Source organism: Streptomyces sp. NPDC001493 (assembly GCF_053597235.1).
Genome location: NZ_JBSFHV010000011.1, coordinates 222589 through 248727 on the forward strand (window position 1 = coordinate 222589; position 26139 = coordinate 248727).

22 protein-coding genes, 1 tRNA gene and 4 pseudogenes are annotated in these 26139 nt (G+C 71.3%); 13 read left to right on the forward strand and 14 right to left on the reverse strand.

Features of this window, described 5'->3' with window-relative positions; translation table 11 throughout:
• Positions 1-96: 96 nt before the first annotated feature.
• The 3 genes from ACWCWD_RS18045 to ACWCWD_RS18055 all read left to right on the forward strand — a co-directional run bounded on the left by ACWCWD_RS18045 (position 97) and on the right by ACWCWD_RS18055 (position 2624).
• A complete protein-coding gene (locus ACWCWD_RS18045; protein WP_450773787.1) occupies positions 97-1356 on the forward strand; it encodes an MFS transporter in 1260 nt (419 codons plus the stop codon).
• 81 nt (positions 1357-1437) lie between these two features.
• Positions 1438-2214 carry a hypothetical protein gene (locus ACWCWD_RS18050; protein WP_450773788.1) on the forward strand — a complete coding sequence of 259 codons (777 nt, stop codon included), beginning with the start codon at positions 1438-1440 and terminating at the stop codon, positions 2212-2214.
• Between the two features lie 98 nt (positions 2215-2312).
• On the forward strand, positions 2313-2624 hold the full coding sequence (locus ACWCWD_RS18055; protein WP_450773789.1) for a GNAT family N-acetyltransferase: 312 nt from the start codon (positions 2313-2315) through the stop codon (positions 2622-2624).
• Positions 2625-3186: 562 nt separating this feature from the next.
• On the opposite strand, the gene ACWCWD_RS18060 is transcribed toward ACWCWD_RS18055, so the two are convergent.
• A complete protein-coding gene (locus tag ACWCWD_RS18060) occupies positions 3187-3603 on the reverse strand; it encodes a hypothetical protein (RefSeq protein WP_450773790.1) in 417 nt (138 codons plus the stop codon).
• 385 nt (positions 3604-3988) lie between these two features.
• Between ACWCWD_RS18060 and ACWCWD_RS18065 the strand changes: the two are divergent.
• Positions 3989-4294, forward strand: a pseudogene (locus ACWCWD_RS18065) (transposase); the annotation flags it as partial.
• Positions 4295-4367: 73 nt separating this feature from the next.
• Here ACWCWD_RS18065 and ACWCWD_RS18070 read toward each other — a convergent pair.
• Positions 4368-4538 (reverse strand): annotated as a pseudogene (locus tag ACWCWD_RS18070) (DUF5959 family protein); the annotation flags it as partial.
• Here ACWCWD_RS18070 and ACWCWD_RS18075 point away from each other — a divergent pair.
• Positions 4495-4670: pseudogene (locus ACWCWD_RS18075) on the forward strand (IS5/IS1182 family transposase); the annotation flags it as partial. The pseudogenes ACWCWD_RS18070 and ACWCWD_RS18075 overlap by 44 nt on opposite strands.
• Before the next feature lie 46 nt (positions 4671-4716).
• On the opposite strand, the pseudogene ACWCWD_RS18080 reads toward ACWCWD_RS18075, so the two are convergent.
• Positions 4717-4806, reverse strand: a pseudogene (locus tag ACWCWD_RS18080) (IS5/IS1182 family transposase); the annotation flags it as partial.
• Positions 4807-5192: 386 nt separating this feature from the next.
• Between ACWCWD_RS18080 and ACWCWD_RS18085 the strand changes: the two are divergent.
• Positions 5193-6521, forward strand: a complete 1329-nt coding sequence (locus tag ACWCWD_RS18085; protein ID WP_450773791.1) for a translation initiation factor IF-2 — start codon at positions 5193-5195, stop codon at positions 6519-6521.
• A 41-nt stretch (positions 6522-6562) separates the two neighbouring features.
• Here the strand turns inward: ACWCWD_RS18085 and ACWCWD_RS18090 are convergent, their stop codons facing one another.
• Entirely contained in the window at positions 6563-7201 is a 639-nt protein-coding gene (locus ACWCWD_RS18090) for a hypothetical protein (RefSeq protein WP_450773792.1), read from the reverse strand.
• A 230-nt stretch (positions 7202-7431) separates the two neighbouring features.
• Entirely contained in the window at positions 7432-8121 is a 690-nt protein-coding gene (locus ACWCWD_RS18095) for an NAD(P)-dependent oxidoreductase (RefSeq protein ID WP_450773793.1), read from the reverse strand.
• A 75-nt stretch (positions 8122-8196) separates the two neighbouring features.
• Here ACWCWD_RS18095 and ACWCWD_RS18100 point away from each other — a divergent pair, with 75 nt between their 5' ends.
• On the forward strand, positions 8197-8874 hold the full coding sequence (locus ACWCWD_RS18100) for a TetR family transcriptional regulator (protein ID WP_450773794.1): 678 nt from the start codon (positions 8197-8199) through the stop codon (positions 8872-8874).
• A gap of 210 nt (positions 8875-9084) precedes the next feature.
• Entirely contained in the window at positions 9085-9459 is a 375-nt protein-coding gene (locus tag ACWCWD_RS18105; RefSeq protein ID WP_450773795.1) for a peptidase inhibitor family I36 protein, read from the forward strand.
• 73 nt (positions 9460-9532) lie between these two features.
• Here ACWCWD_RS18105 and ACWCWD_RS18110 read toward each other — a convergent pair whose 3' ends face one another.
• The 6 genes from ACWCWD_RS18110 to ACWCWD_RS18135 form a co-directional block, all read right to left on the reverse strand.
• Positions 9533-10255, reverse strand: a complete 723-nt coding sequence (locus tag ACWCWD_RS18110; RefSeq protein ID WP_450773796.1) for a hypothetical protein — start codon at positions 10253-10255, stop codon at positions 9533-9535.
• 125 nt (positions 10256-10380) lie between these two features.
• Entirely contained in the window at positions 10381-11130 is a 750-nt protein-coding gene (locus ACWCWD_RS18115; protein WP_450773797.1) for a hypothetical protein, read from the reverse strand.
• Positions 11131-11412: 282 nt separating this feature from the next.
• Complete coding sequence (locus tag ACWCWD_RS18120; RefSeq protein ID WP_450773798.1) at positions 11413-14043, reverse strand: valine--tRNA ligase; 2631 nt, start codon at positions 14041-14043, stop codon at positions 11413-11415.
• Positions 14044-14115: 72 nt separating this feature from the next.
• Positions 14116-15015, reverse strand: a complete 900-nt coding sequence (locus ACWCWD_RS18125; RefSeq protein WP_450773799.1) for a cellulose-binding protein — start codon at positions 15013-15015, stop codon at positions 14116-14118.
• Positions 15016-15315: 300 nt separating this feature from the next.
• A complete protein-coding gene (locus ACWCWD_RS18130) occupies positions 15316-17631 on the reverse strand; it encodes an SUKH-4 family immunity protein (RefSeq protein WP_450773800.1) in 2316 nt (771 codons plus the stop codon).
• Positions 17632-17636: 5 nt separating this feature from the next.
• A complete protein-coding gene (locus ACWCWD_RS18135) occupies positions 17637-18614 on the reverse strand; it encodes an SMI1/KNR4 family protein (protein ID WP_450773801.1) in 978 nt (325 codons plus the stop codon).
• A gap of 236 nt (positions 18615-18850) precedes the next feature.
• On the opposite strand from ACWCWD_RS18135, the gene ACWCWD_RS18140 reads away from it, so the two are divergent.
• Both ACWCWD_RS18140 and ACWCWD_RS18145 read left to right on the forward strand, forming a co-directional pair.
• Complete coding sequence (locus tag ACWCWD_RS18140; RefSeq protein WP_450773802.1) at positions 18851-19375, forward strand: YwqJ-related putative deaminase; 525 nt, start codon at positions 18851-18853, stop codon at positions 19373-19375.
• Between the two features lie 91 nt (positions 19376-19466).
• The gene (locus ACWCWD_RS18145) at positions 19467-19988 is read left to right on the forward strand and encodes an SUKH-3 domain-containing protein (protein ID WP_450773835.1); all 522 of its coding nucleotides are present in this window, start codon (positions 19467-19469) and stop codon (positions 19986-19988) included.
• A gap of 36 nt (positions 19989-20024) precedes the next feature.
• Here ACWCWD_RS18145 and ACWCWD_RS18150 read toward each other — a convergent pair whose 3' ends face one another.
• The 3 genes from ACWCWD_RS18150 to ACWCWD_RS18160 form a co-directional block, all read right to left on the reverse strand.
• Positions 20025-21095, reverse strand: a complete 1071-nt coding sequence (locus ACWCWD_RS18150) for an SGNH/GDSL hydrolase family protein (protein ID WP_450773803.1) — start codon at positions 21093-21095, stop codon at positions 20025-20027.
• A 74-nt stretch (positions 21096-21169) separates the two neighbouring features.
• The gene (locus ACWCWD_RS18155) at positions 21170-21325 is read right to left on the reverse strand and encodes a hypothetical protein (RefSeq protein ID WP_450773804.1); all 156 of its coding nucleotides are present in this window, start codon (positions 21323-21325) and stop codon (positions 21170-21172) included.
• Positions 21326-21363: 38 nt separating this feature from the next.
• The gene (locus tag ACWCWD_RS18160) at positions 21364-22857 is read right to left on the reverse strand and encodes a sensor histidine kinase (RefSeq protein WP_450773805.1); all 1494 of its coding nucleotides are present in this window, start codon (positions 22855-22857) and stop codon (positions 21364-21366) included.
• Between the two features lie 301 nt (positions 22858-23158).
• On the opposite strand from ACWCWD_RS18160, the gene ACWCWD_RS18165 reads away from it, so the two are divergent.
• From ACWCWD_RS18165 to ACWCWD_RS18175, 3 genes are all read left to right on the forward strand, one after another.
• A tRNA-Gln gene (locus ACWCWD_RS18165) sits at positions 23159-23231 on the forward strand.
• Positions 23232-23340: 109 nt separating this feature from the next.
• Positions 23341-24786: a bifunctional UDP-N-acetylglucosamine diphosphorylase/glucosamine-1-phosphate N-acetyltransferase GlmU gene (glmU, locus tag ACWCWD_RS18170; protein ID WP_450773806.1), complete on the forward strand. Its 1446-nt coding sequence runs from the start codon at positions 23341-23343 to the stop codon at positions 24784-24786.
• A gap of 120 nt (positions 24787-24906) precedes the next feature.
• A complete protein-coding gene (locus ACWCWD_RS18175) occupies positions 24907-25887 on the forward strand; it encodes a ribose-phosphate diphosphokinase (RefSeq protein WP_327177466.1) in 981 nt (326 codons plus the stop codon).
• Positions 25888-26139 lie beyond the last annotated feature (252 nt).

The following is a 26139-nucleotide window of genomic DNA, read 5'->3' on the forward strand; positions in this document are numbered from 1 at the left end:
AGGCGCGCATCCGGTCCGGCTCGCAGCGACCGCCACGGCGGCCAGGTGAACGTTGTCGGTCACGGCACTTTTGACAAACGGCCTAGCCTGCTGCCCATGATCAGAAGCGATCGGGCACAACGCATGGGCGCCATAGGCCGCATGGCCGGGAACAGCAGGCCGGAGCGCGTGCTGATCGCCGCCAGTTTCACCAACCGGGTCGGCAACGGTCTGTTCAACGCGGCGTCGGCGCTCTACTTCACCCGGGTCGTGGGCCTGCCCGCAGCGCAGGTCGGCGCCGCGCTCACCATCGCCGGTGTGGTCGGCCTGTGCGCGGGGATACCCGGCGGGCATCTCGCCGACCGGCGCGGGGCGCGCACGATCATGATGGTGGCCCTCGCGGCCCAGGCCATATCGATGGCGGCCCTCGTCCTCGTCGAGAACTGGGCCGCGCTCACGGTCATCGCGACGGTCGACCAGATCGCCGCAGCGGTGGGCGGGGCGGCCTGGGGCGCTCTGGTGGCCCGGGTCGGAGGTGAGCGGCCGGCCCTGTTCCGGGCGAAACTGCGTACCTTCGTCAACCTGGGCGTCATTCTCGGAACGGTCGGGGCGGGCCTGGCGCTGGCCGCCGACACCCGTGGCGCCTACATCACGCTGATCATCGGCAACGCGGCGAGCTTCGCCCTGTGCGGGGCGCTGTTGATCTTCCTGCCCCACTATCCGGTACTCGCGGCACCGCCGCAGCAGCGTCGCTGGCTCGCTTTCGCGGACCGCCCGTACCTGACGTTCACCGTCCTCTACGGCGCCATGGGCTTGCAGTACCCGGTGGTCTCCCTGCTCCTGCCGATCTGGATCTCCGGACACACCGAGGCGCCCAGTTGGACGGTGGCGGCGCTCTTCGCCGTCAACGCCGCCTTCTGCGTGCTGATGCAGACCCGGATCGGCTCGCGTATCGAAACCCCGCACGACGGCGGCAGGGCGTTCCGCACGGCAGGGCTGCTCTTCCTCGTCAGTTGCCCGATGATGGCGCTGGCCGCGTTCGTGCCGGTCTGGGTGGCGGCGGGACTGGTCCTGGTCGCGATCTTCGTCCACAGCCTGGGCGAGGTCTGGGAGTCCTCGGCGGCCTTCGCCCTGGGCTTCGGTCTCGCCCCCGACCACGCCCAGGGCCAGTACCAGGGTCTCTTCGGTCTCGGCTTCAGCGCCGGTCAGGCGCTCGCCCCCGCGATCCTCACCACGGTGGTGCTCGGCCTCGGCACGACGGGCTGGCTGCTGCTGGCGTTGTTCTTCGCGGCGCTGGGCGCTGCCGGACCCCCGCTCGCCCGCTGGGGCGTCCGGACCCGGCCGGAGCAAGGTGTTGCCACCGAGGCGGCGGGATGACGGGACGGTAGGCGCCATGCCTCACTCGCATACGCGTCGGCGTGCTCAGGCCGACGTCAGGGCGGGCCGTAGGCTTCCCGGATGACGGAACACGCTCTATCCGGAGCCCTGTTGGGGCGACTGATGGAACACAGGCGGCTGGACGTCGCCGCGTTGAGCCGGTCGGCGGGACTTGCCGAGGGCGAGGACGAGGACGAGAGCGGCAGCGACAGTGTTCTGTCCGGTGCGCTGAGGGGCGACGGGCCGGGCCCGTCCGTACTGCGGAGACTCGCCCCCGCGTTGGGGTTGCACACAGCGGATCTCTTCGTGATCGCGGGAGCCGAAGTCCCCGACGACCTCGCGCCGGTCGACCCGCGAGCAGGATCGGACGTGCACCGGCTCGTCCGGATCGGGATCACCCTGCCACCTGAACAGCCCCACCTCCTAAGGACGTTCGTGGCATCGATGCCGCAGGAGGGTCGCGTACTGCCGCCACTCGACCCCTGGCCACCTGCGGTCGAGCGCTATCCGCACGGACCCGGGGCGCTGCTCATGCGGCTACTGCGGAACCGCAACCTCGGGTGGACCGCTACGGCCAAGACGTTCCTCGTGGCGACGGGACGCTACTGGTCGCCCGCCACCTACGGAGGGATCGGGCGCGGGACCGTCCCGCTGACGGCTGAACTCCTCACGGATTTCTGTGCCGTTCTCGATGTCCCCGCCGCCGACCTGGCAGCGCTGACCGGCCTCACGCCCGCCCATCCCCCATCGACCTGTTCCGCGCCCGGCGGAGTGAGCGGACTGGTGTGGGAGGTACGGCGGCTGACCACACACCAGTTGGGCCGGGCCATCGAGTTCGCGGAAACCCTGGGGCACTGAGCCCGCCCCCCGCACGGTCGTCCGTATGTCGCCGCCTGGCTCCGGCGGCGCGGTCACTCCTCGGACGGCATGCACGACTCGTAGAACATGCCGTTGCGGTGGCGTCTCCGTACGAAGTCCCGGAGGGGTATCCGGCTCCAGCAGGGTCAGGATCGTTCTGGCAGCTGGCGGTGGATCCCTCGTATCAGGGATCGGGCCTCGGACAGCGGCTGCTGTCCCTGGCGGAGGAACGAATTGCCGCGCTCGGGTCTTCACGGGTGGTGATCGACACGTCGGCCGAGGCGGTCGACTTGATCGCCTGGTACCGCAGACGCGGGTACGCGCCGGTCGGAACCTGGCGGTGGGACGTGACGGACTACGAGAGCGCGGTGCTCCTGAAGGAGCTGGAGCCGCACGGAAACATGCTGTGACACGGGCTGCCGGTGCGGCTTGTGGCCGCACCGGCAGTCTGATGGTGACTGGCCGAGGGCGCTGGCGGCATCCTGGGCGGCAACGGTGAGTGCCTCGTCGAGAGCCTCGGTCCGGCGCCCGCCGGTGCCGGCGACCGGGCCCTTGCCACCGGCTCCGCCGCCGACCGTACGCGCGGCCGGGACGAGGATCCGGCCGGCCTCGGTACTGGTGACATGGAGGCTGCGGGTGACGGCGGCGGCCAGGAGGCGAAACTTCGGCACCACGAGCGGCGTGCAACGCGTCCATCCCGCGTTGCACCCCGCGCTACACGCCGCCGGGCAGCGAACCATGGGCGCGGCGCCCGATCCGCGCGGAAAGATCGAAGCCTTCACCGCCACCCCCGACCTCCACCCTCGTCCGATGAACCGAGACTCGTGGGGGCAGACGTGACGGCGAGATCGCGGTCACTGCAACACGCTGTTCCGCTCGGCCGGGCGGACTCACGAGGCTGCGCCGGCTGCGGAGAGGGCCCGGGGTCGTCGCCGGGCCCGCCGCCACGTCAGCGCATTTGGTGAGGTCACGTCACGGGAGAACGTGAACCTTGATGACCTTTGCGCAGATGGCATACGCCCGAATCGATCCCGTGTTGACGGTATCCGTGTTGGTGGCGAAGGCCCACCACCGTTCCCCGCTGATCGGAAGGGACGAGTGGAGCTCGTACCGCTCGGCATGCGAGTTGCCCGCCGTGACGTTTGCCCCGCCCCCGGTGAGGACTTCACCGTCGGGGCAGGCGGCCAAGGCCGCGGCCGTCCCGGGGTGGGTTCCGTCGCCCACCGGGATCGACACGGAAGGGCCCTCAACGATATGCGGGACCGAAATCGACTTGTCGTCGGGCAGGAGCCGCTGCGCCGGGGTTTCGCTCGACGTGATGGCGCTCGCCGCGCCAGCCGCTCCAAGCATGACGACAGCAACCGCAGCTACTACGAGCTTCTTACGCACAGTCTTTCTCTTTCGCTTGTTCGGAAAGCCCTCGCATCGGCGCGGACTCGCGAGAGATCTAGCACGCTTGGTGAGCAGAGGAAAACAAATTCACCGGTCGGATAAACGCCATAGCCGCGGCTCGCCTTGGGGCGTATGGGGTTTCGGCCGCGAGTCCCTTTTCTGCGGGCTTCATTTTCACAGGCCCGCGTTCGCCTGAAAGTGGTAGCCGTACCGGTGGTTATGACAAGCCCTCCTTTTACGAGGGCGATCGTTCTGCCATCGCCGGCTCAACCTCTTCAGTTGAACTGGCCCGAGTGTGTGCGAGGGTGGCGATAGGAACTCCAAACAAAATGATCTTCAAGGTGGATAGATCGGTCCGGAACTGCTGATCCGGGGGTGTGGGGTGGCTCGGCCGAAGCCGTGGCATGTCGAGGACGAACCGTGGGCGGTGATGGAGCCGCTGCTGCCGAAAGTCGAGGGTCGTGCTCGCCATCCCGGACGGAAGCGGCATCCGGACCGGTTGTTGTTTCAGGGCATCCTGTTCGTGCTGCATACCGGGATCGCCTGGGAGCACCTGCCGCAGGAGCTCGGCTTCGGCTCGGGTATGACCTGCTGGCGCCGCCTGGCCGAGTGGACCGAGGCCGGCGTCTGGCCCCGGCTGCACCAGGAACTCCTGGCGAAGCTGCGCGGCGCGAACGTCCTGGATTTCTGACGATGGGTACGGGTACGGAGAAACTCCGGTCCAACTCGATCTGGAACTCGCAGCCGCTGGATGCCTTCCACTTGATGTCGCGGTAGGCAGCAAGTTCGTTCAGAGACGTGGACCAGTCGTCCAGGTTCTCGGGCGACAGATACAGCTCAATAAGCCCGTTGGCGAAGCTGCTGGTGACAGTGAACTCGGCATCGAGGTGGTCGTTATACGGCGTCGCCCCCGGACACTCACGCCCCAGCACCCGCAGCCGGACACTACTGCCAGGGAGCAGCGTTGATCCCAGGGCGACGCCCCGGCACCATCGTCCTGACGAGGGACTCGGACGGTCCAGGGGGTGGTCTGGCCCTGCCAGATCCACCTCGCCGGTGAGGGCGACCGCCTCTCGGTCACCGCAGCAGCGATCCGCTTACAATGTTGTCTCATTCGGTGAGTCGTCGGTGGCAGATGAGGGTTGCGGCTATGCCGACGAAGGCGAGGAAGTGCTCGGGTTTTCGTTCGTTGCGGCGGTGGTGGCACTGAGCCCGCCGTGCACCGCCGCCCGTACGGTCGCCCCGCGTTGCCCGCGCATCGCCCCGTACGCCGCCCGCACCGACGCCGCACCGGGCCCGGCCCGCCCAACTCCCCCAGCCCCACCGGCCATCGGACTGCCGTCGGTCGCTCCACCGGATGCCGGTGTGCCGTACCCCGGTGGGGCGGCGGACTCCTGAAAGAACTGGGTGAAAGAACTGACCCCCCTCCCTCCCCTCCCTGTCATCACCCGTGCGGGTGACTTGGTTGCTCCGGGGCAGTTCGGGCGGTTACTTTCAGCGCAACGACTTCATACACAGAGCGACCCCCGGACGGGACGGCAATTCCCACCGGGGGTCTGACCACTCAGGAAGCAGGACCTTCCCCCATGGCTGTAAGCGACTTTATCGCGCCCCCGCGCGCCCAATCCGGGCCCGCACACCCGACCTCCGGGGTCACCCATGTCCGCACCCGGCTGACCTCCGACTTCACGATCCTGCACAACTCGTTGGCCCAACGCCGGGGCAGCGCGGCCGCAGTCGGCGTCGGCGCCTACATCCTGTCGCTGCCGGACGGCGCCCCCGTGACCGTCGACGCCCTCTGCGCCCACTTCGACGAGGGCCGGATCACCCTCTCCCGGGCGCTGCGGGAGCTGGAGTACGCGGGCTACCTGGTGCGCCGGAAGGAGCGTTGGGCCGGGGGCGTCATCCGTACCCGGACCTACTTCCGTACGGTCCCCGGCCTGCACCTTCCGGAGCGGGAGGCGCCGAAGCGGACGGGCTCGGAGCTGCCAAAGCTGGACCAGCCGGACCTGGACGCTACGGGTCGGCAGACGCCCGGCATCCCTGCCCCGGTGCCCGCCCCGGCATCACCCGCCCCGGTGCTGCTGCCCTCCCCGCGCCAGCCCGCCGACGTACCGACCGCACCGGCCCCGGCGGCTGCCCCGGTCACGCCTCCGGACGCGGCGGACGAACAGCGGGCTGCCACCGATACCGATGCCGATGCCGATGCCGACCGCAGCGGTGCCGCCGACGGCGACGGCGACGCGGGTGAGCCTGCCGCAGCCGCCGATGTCCGGTCCATGACGCCCCAGTTGGACGAGGCGGACGCCGACGTGGAGGACTCCGCACCCCTCGGTATCGCCGACGTCGACCCGATGGCCGTCGTGATCCTCGCCTCGCTGCGTATCGTCGACCCCCGGCTGATCTTCACCCGCCGCGAAGTCGAGGAGATGGCCCCCGCCGTTGCCGCCTGGCTGGCCCACGGGATCGATACCGAGACGATCACCCAGACCCTGACGATCGGGCTCCCGGCAGTCTTCGTCACACGTCCGGCCCGCGTCATCGGCTACCGGCTCCGCGACGAGCCCATGCCCCTCCCGGGGTCGTCACGCACAGCCGCAGCCGTCACAACAGGGCTGCCCAGTACGTCGATCGGGGCGCCACCCCCGAGTGCGGCGCCGCAACTTCCGCCCTGGCAGACCTGCGACGGCGGGTGCGAGCGCGCGTTCCGGGCGCCCGAGCCGGGCTCGTGCCGGGAGTGCGCCGAAGACGACACTCCGGCGCCGGACCACACCGCCGACGCCGCCACCGGTTCGATCGCGTCGATGCGTAACGCTCTCCGCGAGAGCAGGGAGGCGAGGGCCGCCGCGCCCACCAAGCGCCCCAAGTTCTCGGCCCGCAAGCAGCCCTGGGCAGGAGCCCCCGCACTCGCCTGAACGGGCCCCGCACCGATGCGCTGCCCACCCCGCACGGGGCTTCAGGAGAGCGGCTCCGAGGAGGACCAGAAGGCGGATCGCTCTCCGGGCCGTACCTCCTCGGCCTTCGGCCCTCCCGGAACGCCCGGCGTGCCCGCTGGATAGGTAACGGCCGAATTTGCCGCGCAACTCAATCCCGCACTGACGGAGACATTGCCGATGCTTCCCACCTCCAGGGCGACGGCGAAACCGTCGGGTGCTTTCGCGCGGATGGACGGCATGGAGGCGTCGGAGTTCACGCTCTGAATCGTGAACCCCTTTTCCTTCCAGTACCGTTGCACCGCTCCCAGCAGGTTCCCGCGACGTTCGTCGGAGACCACGGTGAGGATGTTCCTGCTGCGTGTGACGGTCGTCGTGCCTGTCGGTTCGTTGAGACCCGCGCTGCAGGCAGCCTCAACGGGGCTGCCGTGGGACCAAGCCACCGAGGGCCGTACGGCTGCCAACGTCCCGTCGAGTATGTCCTCCGCCCGCTGACCGGCCTGTTCCATGTCCAAGGTCGGCCTGCGCTCCCCCTGCGCCCGATTCGTGTCGTCCGACGTACAAGCTGCGAGCACGACAGCCAGCAGTACGCAGCCCGGAAGCCGCCCCACCGTCCGCATCCCGTCGCCATATCCGGCCACCATCCGCGCGGTGTTGCGCAAGGAGTCCCCCTCCGGTGGGTCGAAGTACTTTCAATCGACAGCGGGTTACCGGGGAGCCAGGGCGCCCGGCCCGTGTTCCCGCCGGACAACAGGTAACCAACGCACCGCATGGGGAGCCTGAGTACGTCAACTCAACTTTGCTCATGCCTTTTTGGACTCTGAATCAGAGTTCGGGACTCAGATTCGCATCTCCCGGAGGCCGCCGGGGACCGGTTGCGCCGCTCCCCCTCCTACTTCTTCACCGCCTCGTTCCAGATGAGCTTCGCGATGTTCGGCTTCACCGCCGTGGTGATGACGCCCATGGCCGTACGGACGTACCGCCGCTCCTCCGCCTCCCTCAGCATGCTCGCCGCGAGGTCCGTGCGCGCGGTGAAGACGCCGTCCGCGCTGGTCTCGGCGGTGCGGTACGCGGTGACGGCGGAGTGCTCGAAGAGGCCCGAGGGGCGTACGAAGGTCCACTCCAGGTCCGTACGCCGGATCACCGCCTCCATCCGGCGCATGTCCTCGTGGAGCGTGCGGCCGAGCCGCCGGTTCACCAGCGGATCGAGCACGTGGTTGAAGAAGTACGCGCCGCTCGGACGCCATTGGGGATCGGCGATGCTGGAGCTGACGACCAGCAGCCGTTGGACGCCGTGGTGGGCCATGGCGCCGGTGATGGCGGTCGCGCTCGCCGAGTAGGTCGTGATGGGTCCCTTGCTGAACCGCGTGCCCAGCGCGGAGAGTACGGCGTCCGCGCCCTCGATCGCGGGAGCGACGGTCGCGGGATCGGTGGCGTCGGCGACCGCCACGGTGAGGCCGGGCCGTGGGGTGAGGGAGCCGGGGCGGCGGGTCACGGCGACGACCTGGTGGCCGGCGGCGAGGGCCTGGCCGGTGAGGTGGCGGCCGGTCGGTCCGTTGGCGCCGAAGACGGTGATGCGCATGGTGGCGGGTATCCCTTCGCGTGGTGGGCGGAACACCCTTGACTCTGTCGATCGCCCATCACAGGCTCAACGTTGATGAATAACGCCGCTCCCGCCGCCACCCTCGTACCGGTCCGTCCGACGGCCCGCCGCCGGGGACGGCCCCGGGGCAATCCGCCCACCCGCGAGTCGATCGTCACGGCCGCCCGGAACCTCTTCCTCGAACACGGCTACCGCCGTACCACCCTCCGCGCGGTGGCGGCGGCCGCCGGGGTCGACACGGCCCTCATCGCGTACCACTTCGGCTCGAAGAAGGGCCTGTTCGCGGACGTGATGCGCGTCCAGTGCGCCACCGCGCTGACCGTTGACGAGGTCCTCGGCGGCGACCCGGCCACGCTCCCCGAGCGGCTGATCGACGCGGTGACGGGGCTCTGGGAGGACCCCGGCTTCCGCACCCTCGCCGCGCAGGGCAGCCTGGCCGCCGACGCGATCGGCGAGTACCTGGAGATCGAGCTGCTGGCACGGCTTGCTGAATTTCTCGGCGGCCGGGACGCCACCGCCCGCGCCACGGCCACGGTGACGGTCCTCGGCGGGCTCATCTACACCCGCTACCTCAACCCGCTCCCCACCCCCGCCGCCCTCACCCCGTCCGAGGCCCGCCACCTCCTCGTCCCGACGCTCCGGGCGGCTCTGGCGCCACGGGGACCACGGGGGCTGCGGTCCGGGACGCCACGCCCCGGCGGCGTCGAGTCCGGGCGCTCCCGCACCCGTTGATGTCGGCCGCCACCCCGGGCGCACGCTCCAACTCACCCCGCAGGAGCATCCGTTCACGACACCTCTCGCGGAGATGATCGCCAACGTCGTCCCGGCGAACCGCAGGCGCCCGGGGATCGTCTTACGACCCGATGCCCTCGACACCCGACAGCGGGACGCGGTAACCATGACCGCGCCTCCCCCGGGCAGCAACGACGGACAAGGATGCTCATGAAGCTGACACTGAAGACCGCGGTGGTCGCGGCGGCCATCGCCTCCACCGCCGTACTGACGGTCCCGGGAACCGCGTCGGCCGACCCGGTCAAGGACCCCGCCTGCATGGGGGGCAAGATCTGCTTCTACGACGGCCACGACAACACCGGCGAGATGCTGCAGATCTCTCCGGCGGACATCCCCTATATCGACTGGGCGTGGAACGACCGGATCAGCTCGGTGTGGAACCTCAGCGGCGGCCAGGTCTGCATCTACACCGACGCCGACTACTACGGCTACAACTTCAGCATCCCCGCGGGCGGGAAGCAGGAACTTCTCTTCCTCTACGACAACGCGGTCTCCTCCATCTCGGTCAGTGGCTGCGGAGGCTGAACAGGCCGGCCGCTGCGCCGGGCCCTCCCAGGGGCCCGGCGCCGAAGATCCGGCCGCCGCCGAGGCCCCCGTCTCAGCCGAGCGCGGCCGTGTCCACCACCTCGGTGGCGTCCGGGACGTGAACGTCGAGCGGCTTGTCGAAGGCGCTGAACGAGGTGGTGGTGGCGACCCCGTTGCCTTCGTAGACGACCTTGAGGAGGTACGGCTTGCCCTCGGTGGCCACGTAGAAGGTGAAGGAACCGCCCTCGTCCGTCCCGTCGGCCGACTTCAACGCCCTCGCCGGAGTGCCGTCGATCTCGGTCGCCTCACCCTTGGTGACCGCACCGAACGAGGCGAACTCCTGTGTGCATCCCGCGAGTCCGTCTCCCGGCTGCGCCGCACTCACCGGCGTCTTCGCCCACAGGTCCGGCTGCCTCGTGCCCGCCACGTCGTGGCCCGACTCCTCAAGGTAGGCCCGGTTCGGGCGTACGTAGTCCGTCCCGTCGGTCCGGATCTGCTCCAGCCTGGCTCCCGTGGGAGAGGTCGTCGTGAACGCGCACGTGGCCTTGAGATCCGTCGACAGTTGGCTGGACGTGACGTCACCTCCGCTCTCCCTGGTGACCGTCTTGATGGTCACCGATGCCAGACCGCGCATCGTGGCGTTCGCGTCGTCGAGCATCCGCCCGGCGGACGCCCCCTTCGCCGTGCTGCCGTCGGCACTGCCGCCCCCGCCCCCGGTCGTGCCGTCGTCCGTGCAACCGGCCACGGTGACGCCCACGAACAGGCACACCGATGCGGCCTTCGCCACGGTCGGCATCGTTCTCGTTCTCGTTCTCACAAGCCCCCCTGCCTGAAACCGATCATGCTAGGCCGTGCCTGACTGGCCTGGGGTCGGCCGTCGAACTGCGCCCAGCCCAGCTGCACTTGGTGCCGACCCGGCGCTCACGAATTCACGGCTTCCCCGTGCTCCGCGTCGGCGTCCAGCAGCCGGGCCAGCAGAGCCGGCCCCTCCGGGCCCTCCAGGAATTCGGCGTCCCAGGAACGCTTCGGCCAGTACGCCCGGTCCTCGATCCAGGGGACTCCGCACGGCGAATCGTCCGTACGGCCACGGAGTTCAAGGGTGCCCACGGGCGCCACCGGCGGGTCTGCGGGGAGTCCACCCGACTTCGCGAACCGGCCCCGGAGCAGGGGTGCGAGTTGCACGACCCCTACGGGCCGCGCCTCGTCGTCCTCGCCGGCCGGGAAGAGCGCCAGCAGGGCGGCCCCGCCCCAGGGCGGGTCGTACACCAGGGCGTACCGCATGTGTACGGGGTCGGGTGCGCAAGCCGCGCGGGCCAGCTCTCGGGCCTTGGTGCCGGGCCTTCCGAAGAGGCAGTACGCCGCGTAGAGCGCCAGGGCGAACCAGCCCACGATGCCGTACCAGCTGTCGAGATCGACCGAGGCGAAGCCGATGGACACGACGATGTACAGGCTGAGTACGACGCGGACCGCCCCGCTCACCAGGATCGACAGACCTGACATGCTCCGCAGGGTCTCCACCCGCCACCACGGCACGCTGCGGACGTCGCTCTCACCACGGCTCCGCGCCTTCGGCCTGGGCAGTGCGGCCTGGCGCCGGGCCTCGGCCGCCAGCACCGCGTAGGTGGGCGCGTCGTATGTCCGCGCCGGGCTCTCTCCGTCGTCGTGCGGCATTGGGTTCCCCTTCTCCACGGGCAACGGCCCGCGCCCCACAGGCTGAGCAGCGAAGCAGCTGCACTGACAACGGACGTCGGGGCCCGGTGATCGGTTCTGTGTCATCACCGCCGGTCCCGGCCTGCGGAAACGGTCGAACGGCAACAGAAGGGGGCGAGTTCGCGAAGCGGAGTCGGCAAAGTCACCTGCCCGCCCGGCACATACGAGGGAGCCCCGGACGACGCACGTCCGGGGCTCCCTCGACTACCGACTACCGACCGCCGACCGCGGTGACGTCTCCGGTTACCGAACCGGCGGCAGGCCGTCGATCTGGTTCCGCAGCCGGACGATGTCGTCCTCGGCCTTCGCCAGGCGCGCACGGATCTTCTCGACCACGTTGTCCGGGGCCTTCGCGAGGAACGCCTCGTTGCCGAGCTTGCCCTCCGCCTGGGCCTTCTCCTTCTCGGCCGCCCCGAGGTCCTTCGTCAGCCGCTTGTGCTCGGCCGCGACGTCGATCGCGCCGGACAGGTCGAGCGCGACCGTGGCACCGGCGACCGGGAGCGTCGCGGTGGCGCTGAAGCCGTCGCCTTCCGGCTGGAGGCGCAGGAGTTGGCGGATGGCGGCCTCGTGGGCGGCGAGCCGCGTACCCGACAGGTCCAGGCGGGCCGGGACCTTCTGGCCGGGCTGGAGGCCCTGGTCGGAGCGGAAGCGGCGGACCTCGGTGATGACCCGCTGGAGACTCTCGATCTCCGCCTCGGCGCCCGCGTCGCGGAATCCGCTGTCCACCGGCCAGTCGGCGATCACGACGGACTCGCGCCCGGTGAGCGTCGTCCACAGGGTGTCCGTCACGAACGGGACGACGGGGTGCAGCAGCCGGAGCGTCACGTCGAGGACCTCGCCCAGGACGCGCGCCGAGACCTTGGCCGCTTCGCCGCCCGCGAAGAACGTCGTCTTGGAGAGCTCGACGTACCAGTCGAAGACCTCGTCCCACGCGAAGTGGTAGAGGGAGTCGGCGAGTTTCGCGAACTGGTAGTCCTCGTAGTACGCGTCCGCCTCGGCCACGACCGTGTTCAGGCGGGACAGGATCCAGCGGTCGGTGGCCGACAGCTGCTCCGCCGGGGGGAGTTCGCCCTCGACCGTCGCGCCGTTCATCAACGCGAACCGGGTCGCGTTCCAGATCTTGTTGGCGAAGTTGCGGGACGCCTGGACCCAGTCCTCGCCGATCGGCACGTCCGTACCGGGGTTGGCGCCCCGCGCCAGCGTGAAACGCAGCGCGTCGGAGCCGTACTTGTCCATCCAGTCCAGCGGATCGACCGCGTTCCCGAAGGACTTCGACATCTTCTTGCCGAACTCGTCACGGACCATGCCGTGGAACGCGATGGTACGGAAGGGGACTTCGCCGTCCATCGCGTACAGGCCGAACATCATCATCCGGGCGACCCAGAAGAACATCAGGTCGTAGCCGGTGACCAGGACGGAGTTCGGGTAGAACTTCTCCAGGTCGGGCGTCCGCTCCGGCCAGCCCATCGTCGAGAACGGCCACAGGCCGGACGAGAACCACGTGTCGAGGACGTCGGTGTCCTGCGTCCAGCCCTCACCCGTCGGCGGCTGCTCGTCGGGGCCGACGCAGACGGTCTCGCCGTCCGGGCCGTGCCAGACGGGAATCCGGTGGCCCCACCACAACTGCCGTGAGATGCACCAGTCGTTGAGGTTGTCGACCCAGTCGAAGTACCGCTGCGAGAGGTCGGCGGGGTGGATGTCCACCCGGCCGTCGCGGACCGCGTCACCGGCGGCCTTCGCGAGCGTCTCGACCTTCACCCACCACTGCAGGGACAGCCGGGGCTCCAGCGTCGTCTTGCAGCGCGAGCAGTGGCCGACGGAGTGGACGTACGGGCGCTTCTCCGCGACGATCCGGCCCTCGGCCCGCAGCGCGGCGACGATGGCCGAACGGGCCTCGAAACGGTCGAGTCCCTCGAACGGACCGTGCACCGTGATGATGCCGCGCTCGTCCAGGACCTCGATCGACTCCAGGTCGTGGCGCCGGCCGATGGCGAAGTCGTTCGGGTCGTGCGCCGGGGTCACCTTGACCGCGCCGGTGCCGAACTCCGGGTCGACGTGCGTGTCGGCGACCACCGGGATCGTGCGGTCCGTCAGCGGCAGCTTGATCCGCTTGCCGATCAGGTGGGCGTAGCGCTCGTCGTCGGGGTGGACGGCGACGGCGGTGTCGCCGAGCATCGTCTCGGCACGGGTCGTGGCGACGACGATGGTGTCGTCGCCCTCGCCGTACTTCATGGAGACGAGCTCACCGTCGTCGTCCTGGTAGTCGACCTCGATGTCGGAGATGGCCGTCAGACAGCGCGGGCACCAGTTGATGATGCGCTCGGCGCGGTAGATCAGGCCGTCGTCGAACATCCTCTTGAAGACGGTCTGGACGGACCGGGACAGGCCCTCGTCCATGGTGAAGCGGTCCCGGCTCCACGCCACGCCCGCACCGAGGCGTCGCATCTGCCCGGCGATCCGGCCGCCGGACTCGGCCTTCCACTCCCAGACGCGCTCGACGAAGGCTTCGCGCCCCAGGTCGTGGCGGGACTTGCCCTCCTTGGCGAGCTCGCGCTCGACGACGTTCTGGGTGGCGATGCCGGCGTGGTCCATGCCGGGCTGCCACAGCGACTCGTACCCCTGCATCCGCTTGCGGCGGGTGAGGGCGTCGATCAGCGTGTGCTCGAAGGCGTGGCCCAGGTGGAGGACGCCGGTGACGTTCGGCGGCGGGATGACGATCGTGTACGGCGGCTTCTCGCTCTTCGCGTCCACCTCGAAGTACCCGCGTTCTACCCAGCGCTCGTACAGCGGCCCCTCTACCTCGGCCGGCGTGTACTGGGTCGGCAGGTCAGGGGTGCTGTTCGGCCCGGTGGGGCGCTGAGTCTCGTCGGTCACGACGACCATCCTAGGGCCCGGCCCCTTGGGACGCCCGGCCCGCCGAGGCCGCCCGCCGAGGCCGCCCGCCGCTCACCCCTCCGGCGGCGGAGCCGTCACCCGCCCGGTGAGCGCCGCGAGCGAATTGCGTACGTGCGTCATGTGGGCCTGCAACTCCTCGCGGCCCACCTCGTGTTCACGGATGACGCGTTCGGTCTCGCGGACCACCCGCTCCTCGCGCACCCGGGCCTGGGAGAGGAGTTCGGCGGCGCGGGCCTCGGCGTCCTCCTGGCCGTGCCGCGCGGCCTCCTCGGCTTCCGTGAGCCCGCGCCTCGCCGCCGCGAGGACGGCGTCCGCGCGCCCCATCAACTCGTCCTGACGTTCCGTCAGTCGCGTTTCGTGCGCGAGGAGTTCAGCCTCGGCGACCTTGTGGCGTTCGGCGTGCTCCTGCTCCTGGTGGGTGAGGACGCTGGCCGTACGCGCACGGGTCTGGGCCATCAGCTCCTCGCCCTCCGCCCGGATCCGCGCCGCGTCCTCGCCCGCCTGCGCGAGGACGTCCGCCGCCGCCCGGCGGGCCTCGGCGAGGACGTGTTCGGCGTCCTCCCCGGCCTGGGTCCGTACCTTCTCCGCGTACGCGCGGGCGGCGTCCCGGGCCTCGCGTCCGGCGGCCTCGGCCGCGTCCCGTACCGCCTGTGCTGCCTCGTGGGCGGCGGCGCCCGACTCGGCCGTCTCCTCCTCGGTGAGGGCGAGGATGGTCCGGGCGCGCTCGCTCAGCTCCTGGTACGTCTGCGGGGCGAGGCCCGCGACCTGTTCGGCCAGCCGGGCCGACTCGGCCGCCAGCTCCTCCGCGAGGGCGGTCAGCCGGGAGAGCTCGTCCAGGGCCGCGTCCCGTTCCGCCGTACGCGCGGCGAGGAAACGATCCACCTGCTCCGGGCGGTAGCCACGTCCTCGTCCCCCCACGAAGCCATGTCCGGACACCGGTGCAGCACTCATCCCTGAAGCCCTCTCTTCCGCACGCCGCCATCGATCCTGAGGTCAAGGATGCGGCAATTGGGCCGGAAGTCGGAATCGATCACCCTCTTTCCGGACGGAAGCGACCGGCGTCACAGCCCGGCGGCGTCCGCGAGCGCCCACCGCAAACACCCCAAGGGATACCCGGCCGAACCGGGCCGGACACGCGAAAACGCCCGCCCCTTCGAACGGAGGGTTCGAAGGGGCGGGCGTCCCCGGGCCGCAATGCACCGGATCGGGCCGACGGGCCGGGCCCAGAGGCCGACGGGCCGGATCGAGCGATCAGATCAGGCCGTCCCACATCTGTTCCAGCAGCACCGACCACCAGCTCTCCGGCGACGCGAGCGCCGCCGGGTCGAGCGCCGCCAGGGCCGCCTGGAAGTCGACGGTCCAGCGGCCGGCCTGCTCCGGGTTCAGCCCGTACCGCAGCCGCCACATCCGCCCGAGCAGGGCCATGCACCGCACGAACTCCGGCAGCCCCGTGTTCACGAACTGCGGCAGCACCGACTGCCCGCCCGGACCGGCCTCCACGGGCACGGCGACGATGTTCGCCGTGCCGTACTGGACGCAGATCGCCCGGCCGAAGTCCGTACCCATCACGAGGTACGCCCCCGCGTCCGGCGCGGGCCGCACCTGGCGCTGCGCGGCCAGCTCGGCGAGGGTCGGTACGACCGGCTGGCCGGGCTGCGCCCAGAAGAACGGCCCGAAATCGGCGGGCAGCCCCGCCCAGACCAGGGTCCGGCCCACCGCCTCCGGCACACCCTGCCGGGACACGGCCCGCTCGTCGAAGCGGAGCACGCCCTGCGGACCGAACGCCTGGAGCAGCTCCTCGGCCACCCCTTCCGGGCCGACCGGCGGCGCGGGCTGCACCTGCGGCAGCGGCGCCCGCACCGGGGCGGGCCGCGCGGGACCGTCCGCCACCTGGTGCAGCTCACCCTGGTGGGTGAGGAGGTGCCGCATGCCCTGTTGACGGCTCGCGTGGTCGGTGCCGTACGGGGCGACGCTGGTGATCCGTACCTGCGGCCACATCTCGCGGATCATCCGCGCGCAGTAGCCGCCGGGCAGCTCGCAGGACTCCAGCTCGGTGTGGAGCTCGATGACCTGCTGCGGCGGCACGTTCATGCCCCGCAGCTCGTAGAGCATCTGCCACTCCGGGTGCGGAGTGCCCGGCGCCGAACGCCGGATGAGCTGCTGCTCACTGCCGTCGGGCGCGCGGTAGCGGAGCACCGCCTGGTAGCCGGGACCCACGGTCGGCGGCTGGGCGGGCTGCTGCGGATAGCCGTACGCGGGCGGCGGCGGGGGGACGGCGGAGGGCCCCGGCACACCGGCCACGGGCGGCGGCGGGCCGGGAGGCCCCACCGGGACGCCGACCGGCGGACCCACCGGAGCACCGACCGGCGGCGCGGCGAACACCGTCTCGGCATGGTGCACGTCACCGCGCGGACCGGGAGGAGTCGGCGGCCCGGGAGGAGCAGGCGGACCGGGAGGCGCGGGCGGGCCGGGCGTCACGCGCGGGCCAGGAGGCGCGGGCGGACCCGGAGGCGCGGGCGGACCCGGAGGCGCGGGCGGCTGCGGCAGGCCCGGGCCGCCGACCGCGGGAGCCAGCTGCGTCGGTACGTAACCGGCGGCGGGCACGCCGGGCGCACCCGGGCCCGAGACCGGCGGAGGCGCCACGGGACGTACGCCCGGGATACCCGGGGCGCTCGGCGGCGGGGGCACCGTACTGGGGCGCGGGGCGCGCGGCGGGACCACGGCCTTGCTGGTCGCCGCGTCGGCGATGTCCTCGGCGTCGGGCGGGACGCCCGGCCCCCGCTTGAGCGGCGGCTTCCCGCCCGACATCAGCGTGGTCGGCGCGTCGGCCGGAACGCTCGGCGCGGGCGCACCCTCGTCGTCGGCGCCCGAGAGCGGCGGGGCGAACACGGTGGCGGGCAGCGGGACCGCCGCGTCGTCGGAGCCGCGGTTGGTGTCCGTACCGGCCCACGGCGTGGCGCCGTCCGGCACGGGCGCGGCGGCCGGGGAACCCGTCGCGGGCACCCCGTCGGAGGCGGTCGGCTCGTGGTCCTCGGGCTCCTGCGGCACGGGCCGGGCGGAGGGCACGGACGGTACGGCGTCGCTCACGGCACCCGTACCACCGGCACCACCGGCACCACCGGCACCGGCACCGGCACCGGCACCGGCACCGGCACCGGCAGCGTCGGACGGCGACTGCTCACGCCTGCCGTCCGGAATGCCCAGCTTGTCGGCCGCTTCCTGGAGCCACTCCGGCGGCGTCAGCAGGAAGGACGTCTGGTTCAGGTCGATGCGCGCGGGCGGCTGGGGGGCGGGCACCGCGTCCTGCGTGGAGCCGTACTCCTCCTCGTAACGCCGTATCACCTCGCCCACCGGCAGCCCCGGCCACAGGGTGGCCTCGCCGCTGTCGCGGGCGATGACCAGCCGCTGCCGGCCACCGTCCGAGACGGGGCCCTCCGGGCGGTCCTCCGCCCACACCACGAAGCCCAGATCGAACTCGCGGACCCGTACCTCCCGGTGCTGGTAGGCGGGCACGTCACCGTTGACCCACTCGTCGGCCCGCTCCTGCGCCTGTGCGAACGTCACCATCGCGCTCAGCCCTCCACCGGGACGGCACGCGCGAAGCCGCCGTCCACCATCAGGTTCGCCACCGTCTCCAGCTCCTGCGGGCTGCCCGCCAGGCGCTGGAGGAACGCGTCGAAGTCCGCACCGCACGGCAGCAGCAGCCGCTCGGACCGCTCCTGCACCGACAGGTCGTTCCGGTCGCGCGCGTCGTCGTACGCGCAGAACCAGACCGAACCGGTGCCGCTCCCCCTCACCTTCACCGCCAGCAGACCGCCCTGGACGAACGCGACCCCCAGGAAGTCCTTGGTGAAGTGGTCCCGCAGGCACTTGTTGACGTAGACGAGGTCGTTGACCGCCGCCTCCTCGCGCACCGTGAAGAACGGCTGGTCCACCAGGAGCCCCAGTTCGGGGTCGAGCGCGGTACCGACCGGGGCGGAGCCGCCCGCCGCCTTCAGGAACGAGCGGTACGCGCCCGGCAGCCGGTACCCCAAGTCCTCCTCGGCGCCCTGGATCTGCTGCTCGGACACCGCGACGGCACCCTTCGGCAGCCGGAAGTGCGCGGGCCGGGTGCCCTGCAACGGCCGTGTGCCGCGCCGCTCGTGGTCCACCGGGGTCGTCGACAGACCGGCGTGGTGGCGCAGCAGCGGCTTCACGTCGACCGGTACGAGCTCCATCCGGCGGCTGCCCGACACGTGGTGCCAGGTCCAGCCGTGCGGGGTCGCGACCGACGGGATCGTGTCCCACAGCTCGTGACCGGCCGCCGCCAGCGCCGCGTTCGCCGACACGTAGTCCGTGAGCCGGAGTTCGTCGATGCCGAAACCCTCCGGCGGGTCGGCGATCTCCGCCGCCGCGCGCGCGTACGGGGAGAAGTCCGGATGACCGTTCGCGTCGATCCGCACCCCCCTCGGGTGGCGCGACGCCCGGACCGGGTCCGGGAAGTGCACGACCTGCCCGGCGTAGGCGGCGTTCGGTGGCGCGGCTTGCTGCCCGAGCCGACCTGTCGTCATGGCGGTTGCCCCCTGCTGCGTCCGGTGTTCCGCACAGCCTATGCGGTGGCGCAACAGGCCGGACCGCCCCTTTCCCGGCCGTCACCGACCGTCACACAGAGGTGACGGAAGAGCGACGGTTGGGCGGCTTTGGGCGACACGCTGTCCCCAATACCGCCCCAGCTTCCCCACCGTCCGACACATTTGGCAGGCTGTCCCCCGCAACTCGGGGGATTGCACGGGAGGAAATCGACACCATGCACGACGTACATACAGTCACTTCCGGGGACCCGCGCCTCAGCTGGAGCACCACCGACTCCAACCGCACCCCCCGGCTGCTCCACCGCCGCGACGGCATTCTGCCGGCCGTGGCCGCCGCGCTGTCCGTACGCGGGGAGACGCTCACCTGCACCGCGGGCAAGGGGGACCAGCCACCCGTCCTGCACCACCTCGTCCAGGACTTCCTGGACACCCTCCCCACCAGCCAGCGCGAACGCTTCACGGGCCGCTGCCCCGAGGCGATACTCCTCTCCCGGCAGCTCACCGCAGCCGAGGGAACCCGCTCCAAGCGCGCCCAGCGCAAACCCCTCACCAGCGGCGAAGCCCGACGAGCACTCAAGCACGGCCGCCTCACCGCCCGCCACATCCGCGAGGACGGCGACCCCCGGCACGGAAGCTACGCGGCGCCCTGCCGCTCCTGCTCGGTGATGCTCGCCCACTTCGGCGTACGCCCCGTCGACCTCACCGCCAACGGCGCGGCCACCACGGCCGAGAAGGGCTGACGGCGTTCCCGTGCAGAACCTGAGCCAGCAGAACCCGGGCCAGCAGAATCCGAGCCGGCAGAACCCGGGCCGGCACGACCCGGGCCGACGCATTCCGGGACAGCACGACCTGAGCCGTCACGACCCGATCCGGGACCACAGCACCCGCTTCACCCCCGTCGTCGAGAAGGCCCTGCGCGCGGCGGGGTGGGAGCCCGGCCGCTGGATCATCCGGCAGGCCGAGGAGTGGGCCGACGCCCTGCGCGCCCACACCTCACCGGCGGGACACCAGCACGCGGTGTTCCCGGCGGTGGTCGAAGCCTGGGCGGAGTTCGGCAACCTGCACATCCCCGTCCCCGGACCCGGCCGGCAGATCGCCCCCGCCTCCGTGACGATCGACCCGCTCGGCGGCCTCCACCTCGCCCGCACCCTGGGCGACCTCGGCCGGGCCCTGGAGACCGAGATCAGCCCCCTGGGCCAGGAGAGCGACGGACAGGCGGTCCTCGCCATGGACACCGAGGGGCGCGTCTACAGCGTCGACCACACCGGCGACTGGTTCCTCGGCTCGGACATCGACCGGGCCCTCACCACCCTCCTCACGGGCATCCAGCCGACCCGGCTGACGTCGGGCTGAGGGGGCGGGCGGGGGCACGGTGTACGCCGCGGCCCTTCAGGGTGCCGAGGGGCGTCGCTCACCTCCTCTCCACCCAGGAGCCACCTGCGCCCCGAGCAGCCCCTCGACCGCCTCGGCGACCGCACCCGCCTGGATGTCGCGGCCGGTGCGGTTCGGGTGGACGTACCAGGGGAGTTCGCGCCCCCCGTAGCTCACCTCGGAGCTCTCCAGCAGGGCACCGATACCGCGCCGGGCCCCGTCGCAGCCGGTGGTGGTGCCGGTCCGGGCGTAGAGGTCGACATAGGTCGCCCCCGCCGCCTCGGCCGCCTCCCTCATGAGGGCACCGAGGGGCCGCTGCACACCGGTGTCCAGGAACGTCAGGGCGTCCTGCCCGATGTCCGCGAACGGCTTCTCCGAGCCGCCCGGAACCTCCGCGAGGCACCGGCCGGTGTCGGCGGGTACGAGCCGGGGGTAACCGACCAGCACCACACGGGCGTTCGGCGACTGGGCCTTCACCCGGCCGAACATCCGGCCCAGGTCCTGACGGACGGCGGCCATGCGCCCCGCGAGCCACTGCGCGCCCTCCCCCTGGAAGTACGCGGCGCACTCCGAGGCCGGCGAGGCCGCGTCGACCGGGTCGGCGGCCATCAGCAACCCCTCGGAGCCCCGGAGCCGTTGCGAGCACTGCTTGAGGATGCTCGCGACCCCGGCGGTGTTGCCGCCGAGGCTGCCGACCACCAGCCCGGTGCCCGGCCCGAGCGCCGCCTCCTGCGGGGCGAGCCGCTCGACGCCGGCCGGCGGGAAGCTCTGCGCCTCCCACACGTCGCGGATCCTGGCGCCACCGCAGGACACGTCCGCCCGTACGTCGAGCCGGACCCCGTCCGAGGCGAGCCGCTCGACGGCCTTGACCGGGTAGTTCTCGGCGGACCGTACGCACCCGGCGGGGCCGCGCGTGGGGGCGATGCCGAAGTTGCCGGTGGAGGAGTCGCCGATGAACACGGTCTCCACCGGAGCGGGGGCGGCGGGTACGGCAACAGGCGCCCGGGCGGCGGTGGGCGGGGAGGCCGGGGCGGCGGCCGTCGCCCACAGCCCGAGCGCGACGAGCGCGGCAGCAGTGGCCTTGCGCACGTGAGTTCCTTCCGGAGAGCATGGACGCGAACTACGGATACTACGGTGCGCGATGGATCAACTACGCACGGCCATCACGCTATTCGGCCCAACGGCAGCCCGGCCGGCAGCACCGCGAACACCGGCACGTCCGCGAACAGCCGCTGCCGGCCGCCCTTCCGGAAGCCCCAGGACTCGTACAGCGCCTGGACGCGCGGGTGTTCGCAGGTGTGGGCCGAGCCGACGACCAAGACGGCCGGGACGGGGCTCCGAGGGCAGGCGGGCAGCGCTACGAGGCGCTCTCCGCGCTCTCCCCCGCACCCCGGACACCGAGCCCCTGCCCCGGCAGCGCCACCTCCATCGACACCGCCTCCACCTCCGGCGCCACCACCACCCCGGAGGCCGGCGCCTCCGGTCCGTCCGCGCCCACGGCCGGCGCGTCCGGAAGCACCGCCGACACCCGGAAGCCGCCCGCGTCGGTCGGCCCCGAGACGAAGACGCCGCCGAGCCCGGTCACCCGCTCCCGCATCCCGACGAGCCCGTTGCCGCCGCTCGGCAGATGGGCATCGGCGGCGGCGGCGTCGGACGGGCCGTTCTCCACCTGCATCGCGACCTCCGCCTCGCGGTGCGCGAGCCGTACCCAGGTCTTCGCACCGGCCGCGTGCTTGTGCACATTGGTCAGCGCCTCCTGCACCACCCGGTACGCGGTCTGCTCGACCTGCGGGGCGTACGGGCGCGGGTCGCCGTCCACCGACAGCTCCACGGTCATGCCCGCCTGCCGCGACTGGGCGACCAGTGCCTCCAGCTCGCCGAGACGCGGCCCGTCCTCCGGTGCCGACGCGGCGGCGGCCGCGGCGGCGGCGGCCCGGCCCACGGAGGCCAGCGGCTGCCGCCCGTCACCCGGGCCCGGTCCCGCACCGGAACCCGTACGCGGCGCGACCAGCGTGTCCCCGCTGCGCAGCACGCCCAGCATCTCGCGCAGCTCGGTCAGCGCCTGGCGCCCCATGTCCCCGACGAGCGCGGCGTTGCGGACCGCCTTCGCCGGGTCCTTCGGCGCGATGGCCTGGAGTGCCGCCGCGTGCACCACCATCAGGGACACCCGGTGCGCCACCACGTCGTGCATCTCCCGGGCGATCCGGGTCCGCTCCTCCGTACGCGCCCACTCCGCACGCTCCTCGGCCCGGTCCGCGAGCAGCGACAGCTCCCGCTCCAGCGAGTCGGCCCGTTCACGCAGGCTCTCCATCAGCCGTCGGCGCGCGCCGATGTAGAGGCCGAAGAGGAGCGGGGGCGCGGTCAGCCCCAGCGCCATGAAGAGGGAGACGACGGGGGCGTACCAGTCCCCCGGCACGGCGGCGGAGGACGCCTGGTCGACGAGGTTCCGGCTCAGCCGCAGGTACGTGACGATGAAGCTGCCGACCAGCGACATCCCGGTGAGGACGACGGTGATCCTGCGCGGTACGTCGGAGGCGGCGAGCGAGTAGAGGCCGACGAGGCCCATCAGGAAGCCGACCTCGGCGGGTGTGGTCGCGATCGACACCAGCACCACGGCGATCGGCCACCGGCGCCGCAGCACCAGGACCGACCCGGCCAGCAGCCCGAAGAGCACGCCGACCGGCACCGGCAGCCGGGCCTCCTGGGCGAACTGGATCCCCTCCAGCCCGCACTCCAGCGCCGAGACCAGCGCCAGTCCCACGTCCAGGGCGACACCACGCCGCCGTTCCCACCACCAGTAGCCGCGGGTGGTCATTCCCGCCGCCTCCCGGTCTGCCCCCGTTGCGGTCATGCCATCCACCCTACGGGCGGCCGCATCCCATTTTCGGGTGACCGCGGGAGCACGACACGTGTTCGAGCGGGCCCGGGGCGGCCGACAGACCCGGGAACAGGGGCTTCGTCGTACGGGCACTGCCCCGAGGGTGCGTTCCGGGCGGCCGGGCGCACGTGACGGACACCATCCGCCGGACGGATTCGGCCACGTGAACGATCAAGAAAGCCGGGCTCCATCGTCGCGCGGAAGGGGCTTGGTACGGCATAGTGTTGGGTGCTGATCCGGCGAGCTGACACAATGTCCGTTTAGCCGGAAATAGTCCCCCATGGTGTAATCAGGCAGCACTGCGGTTTTTGGTACCGTCTGTTCAGGTTCAAATCCTGATGGGGGAGCTCTTCGACGCGGGCCCCGACCTCACCGGTCGGGGCCCGCGCCCGTTTCCGGCACGTGCACCCCCGGTATCCTGCGGGTGACCGCACCCGAAAGCCGAAGGGCACATCCGTGAGCGCCAGCAGCCCCGCAGCAGTCGTCGTCCTCGCAGCGGGTGGAGGCACCCGCATGAAGTCGAAGACGCCCAAGGTCCTCCACGAGGTCGCCGGGCGCTCGCTCGTCGGGCACGTCGTCGCCGCCGCCCGCGAACTCGGCCCCGAGCAGCTCGTCGTGGTCGTCGGGCACGCCGGTGAGCAGGTCGTCGCGCACCTCGAAGCGACCGCCCCGGGCGTGCGCACCGCCTTCCAGGCCGAGCAGAACGGCACCGGCCACGCCACCCGCATCGGGCTCCAGGAGCTCGGCGGCGTCGAGGGCACCGTGATCGTCGTCTGCGGCGACACCCCGCTGCTCTCCGGTGAGACCCTCGGCACGCTCGCCGCCACCCACGCCGCGGACGGCAACGCCGTCACCGTGCTCACCGCCGAGGTGCCGGACTCCACCGGGTACGGCCGGATCGTGCGGGACCCGGTCAGCGGTGCGGTCACCGCGATCGTCGAGCACAAGGACGCCAGCCCGGCCCAGCACGCGATCCGGGAGATCAACTCCGGCGTCTTCGCCTTCGACGGCCGGCTCCTCGCGGACGCGCTCTCCAAGCTGCGCTCGGACAACAGCCAGGGCGAGGAGTACCTCACCGACGTGCTGTCCCTCGTGCGCGAGGCGGGCCACCGGGTCGGCGCCGCGGTCGCCAGGGACCACCGGGAGATCCTCGGCATCAACAACCGGGTGCAGCTCGCCGAGGCCCGCCGCCTGCTGAACCAGCGGCTGCTGGAGCAGGCCATGCTGGACGGCGTGACGATCGTGGACCCGGCGTCGACGCTGGTCGACGTCACGGTCACCTTCGGGCAGGACGCCGTGGTGCACCCCGGTACGCAGCTGCTCGGCGCCACCCACGTCGCGGAGGACGCCGAGGTCGGCCCGAACTCCCGGCTGAAGGACACGGTGGTCCACGAGGGCGCCCGGGTCGACAACACGGTCTCCGACGGCGCCGAGGTCGGCCCCGGCGCCACCGTGGGCCCGTACGCCTACCTGCGGCCGGGCACGAAGCTCGGCGCGAAGGCGAAGGCCGGTACGTACGTCGAGATGAAGAACGCCACGATCGGCGAGGGGACCAAGGTCCCCCACCTGTCGTACGTGGGCGACGCGACCATCGGTGACCACAGCAACATCGGCGCGGCCAGCGTGTTCGTGAACTACGACGGGGTGAACAAGCACCACACCACGATCGGCTCGCACTGCCGCACCGGCTCGGACAATATGTTTGTGGCACCGGTCACGGTCGGGGACGGGGTTTACACCGCCGCGGGCTCGGTCATCACCAAGGATGTACCGGCAGGCTCGTTGGCCGTAGCCCGGGGCCAGCAGCGGAATATCGAGGGTTGGGTCGCGCGCAAGCGGCCCGGAAGCGCCGCCGCTCAGGCCGCCTTGGCCGCCACGCAGGATTCCGACAGCGAAAGCTGACCGGAAACACGTGCGCCGGAGTCGGCGTACCGTGATAGATGCTCACCCATTTCGGCTGGCACGTTGCACAACGGGACACATGCGTGCAACGGTCAGAAACACGTCTGAGGAGACTGTGCTGTGACCGGGATCAAGACGACCGGCGAGAAGAAACTGATGTTCTTCTCCGGCCGCGCCCACCCCGAGCTGGCCGAGGAGGTCGCACACCAGTTGGGTGTCGGTCTCGTGCCGACGAAGGCCTTCGATTTCGCCAACGGTGAGATCTACGTCCGCTTCCAGGAGTCCGCGCGCGGTGCCGACTGCTTCCTGATCCAGAGCCACACGGCTCCGATCAACAAGTGGATCATGGAGCAGCTGATCATGCTGGACGCGCTGAAGCGCGCCTCGGCACGTTCGGTGACGGTGATCGTGCCGTTCTACGGCTACGCCCGCCAGGACAAGAAGCACCGCGGTCGCGAGCCGATCTCGGCGCGTCTGGTCGCGGACCTGATGAAGACGGCGGGTGCCGACCGCATCCTCACCGTCGACCTGCACACCGACCAGATCCAGGGCTTCTTCGACGGCCCGGTCGACCACCTCTTCGCGCTGCCGATCCTCGCCGACTACGTCGGTGCCAAGGTCGACCGCTCGAAGCTGACGATCGTCTCCCCGGACGCCGGCCGCGTACGGGTCGCCGACCGCTGGTGCGACCGTCTGGACGCCCCGCTGGCGATCGTGCACAAGCGCCGCGACAAGGACGTTCCGAACCAGGTCAGCGTCCACGAGGTCGTCGGCAACGTCGAGGGCCGGGTCTGTGTCCTGGTCGACGACATGATCGACACCGGTGGCACGATCTGCGCCGCCGCCGACGCCCTGTTCGCGCACGGCGCCGAGGACGTCATAGTGACGGCCACCCACGGTGTCCTCTCCGGCCCCGCCGCGGACCGGCTGAAGAACTCCAAGGTCAGCGAGTTCGTCTTCACGGACACCCTGCCGACCCCGGGCGAGCTGGAGCTCGACAAGATCACGGTGCTCTCCATCGCCCCGACGATCGCGCGCGCGGTGCGCGAGGTCTTCGAGGACGGTTCGGTCACCAGCCTCTTCGAGAGCGACGAGCACTGACCGTCGCCACCCGTGCGAGCGGTCCGACCGCCGCACACCGTTCCGCCACGTTGCACGAGTAACCCGCAGGTCAGCGGGGCGCTGGTGCGGGCGGAAATGATCCACTTGGGGGACGGCCTCCCCGCCGGGTAGACTCACGGAGTTGCTCGGCGAGGGAGGCCGTACTCATATACGGCGGTCCGTTATCGACGCGCTCTTCGTAGCAGGCCATCAAGTCGTGGCCGGGTGACCCGTTCCGTTCCGTCACCCCAC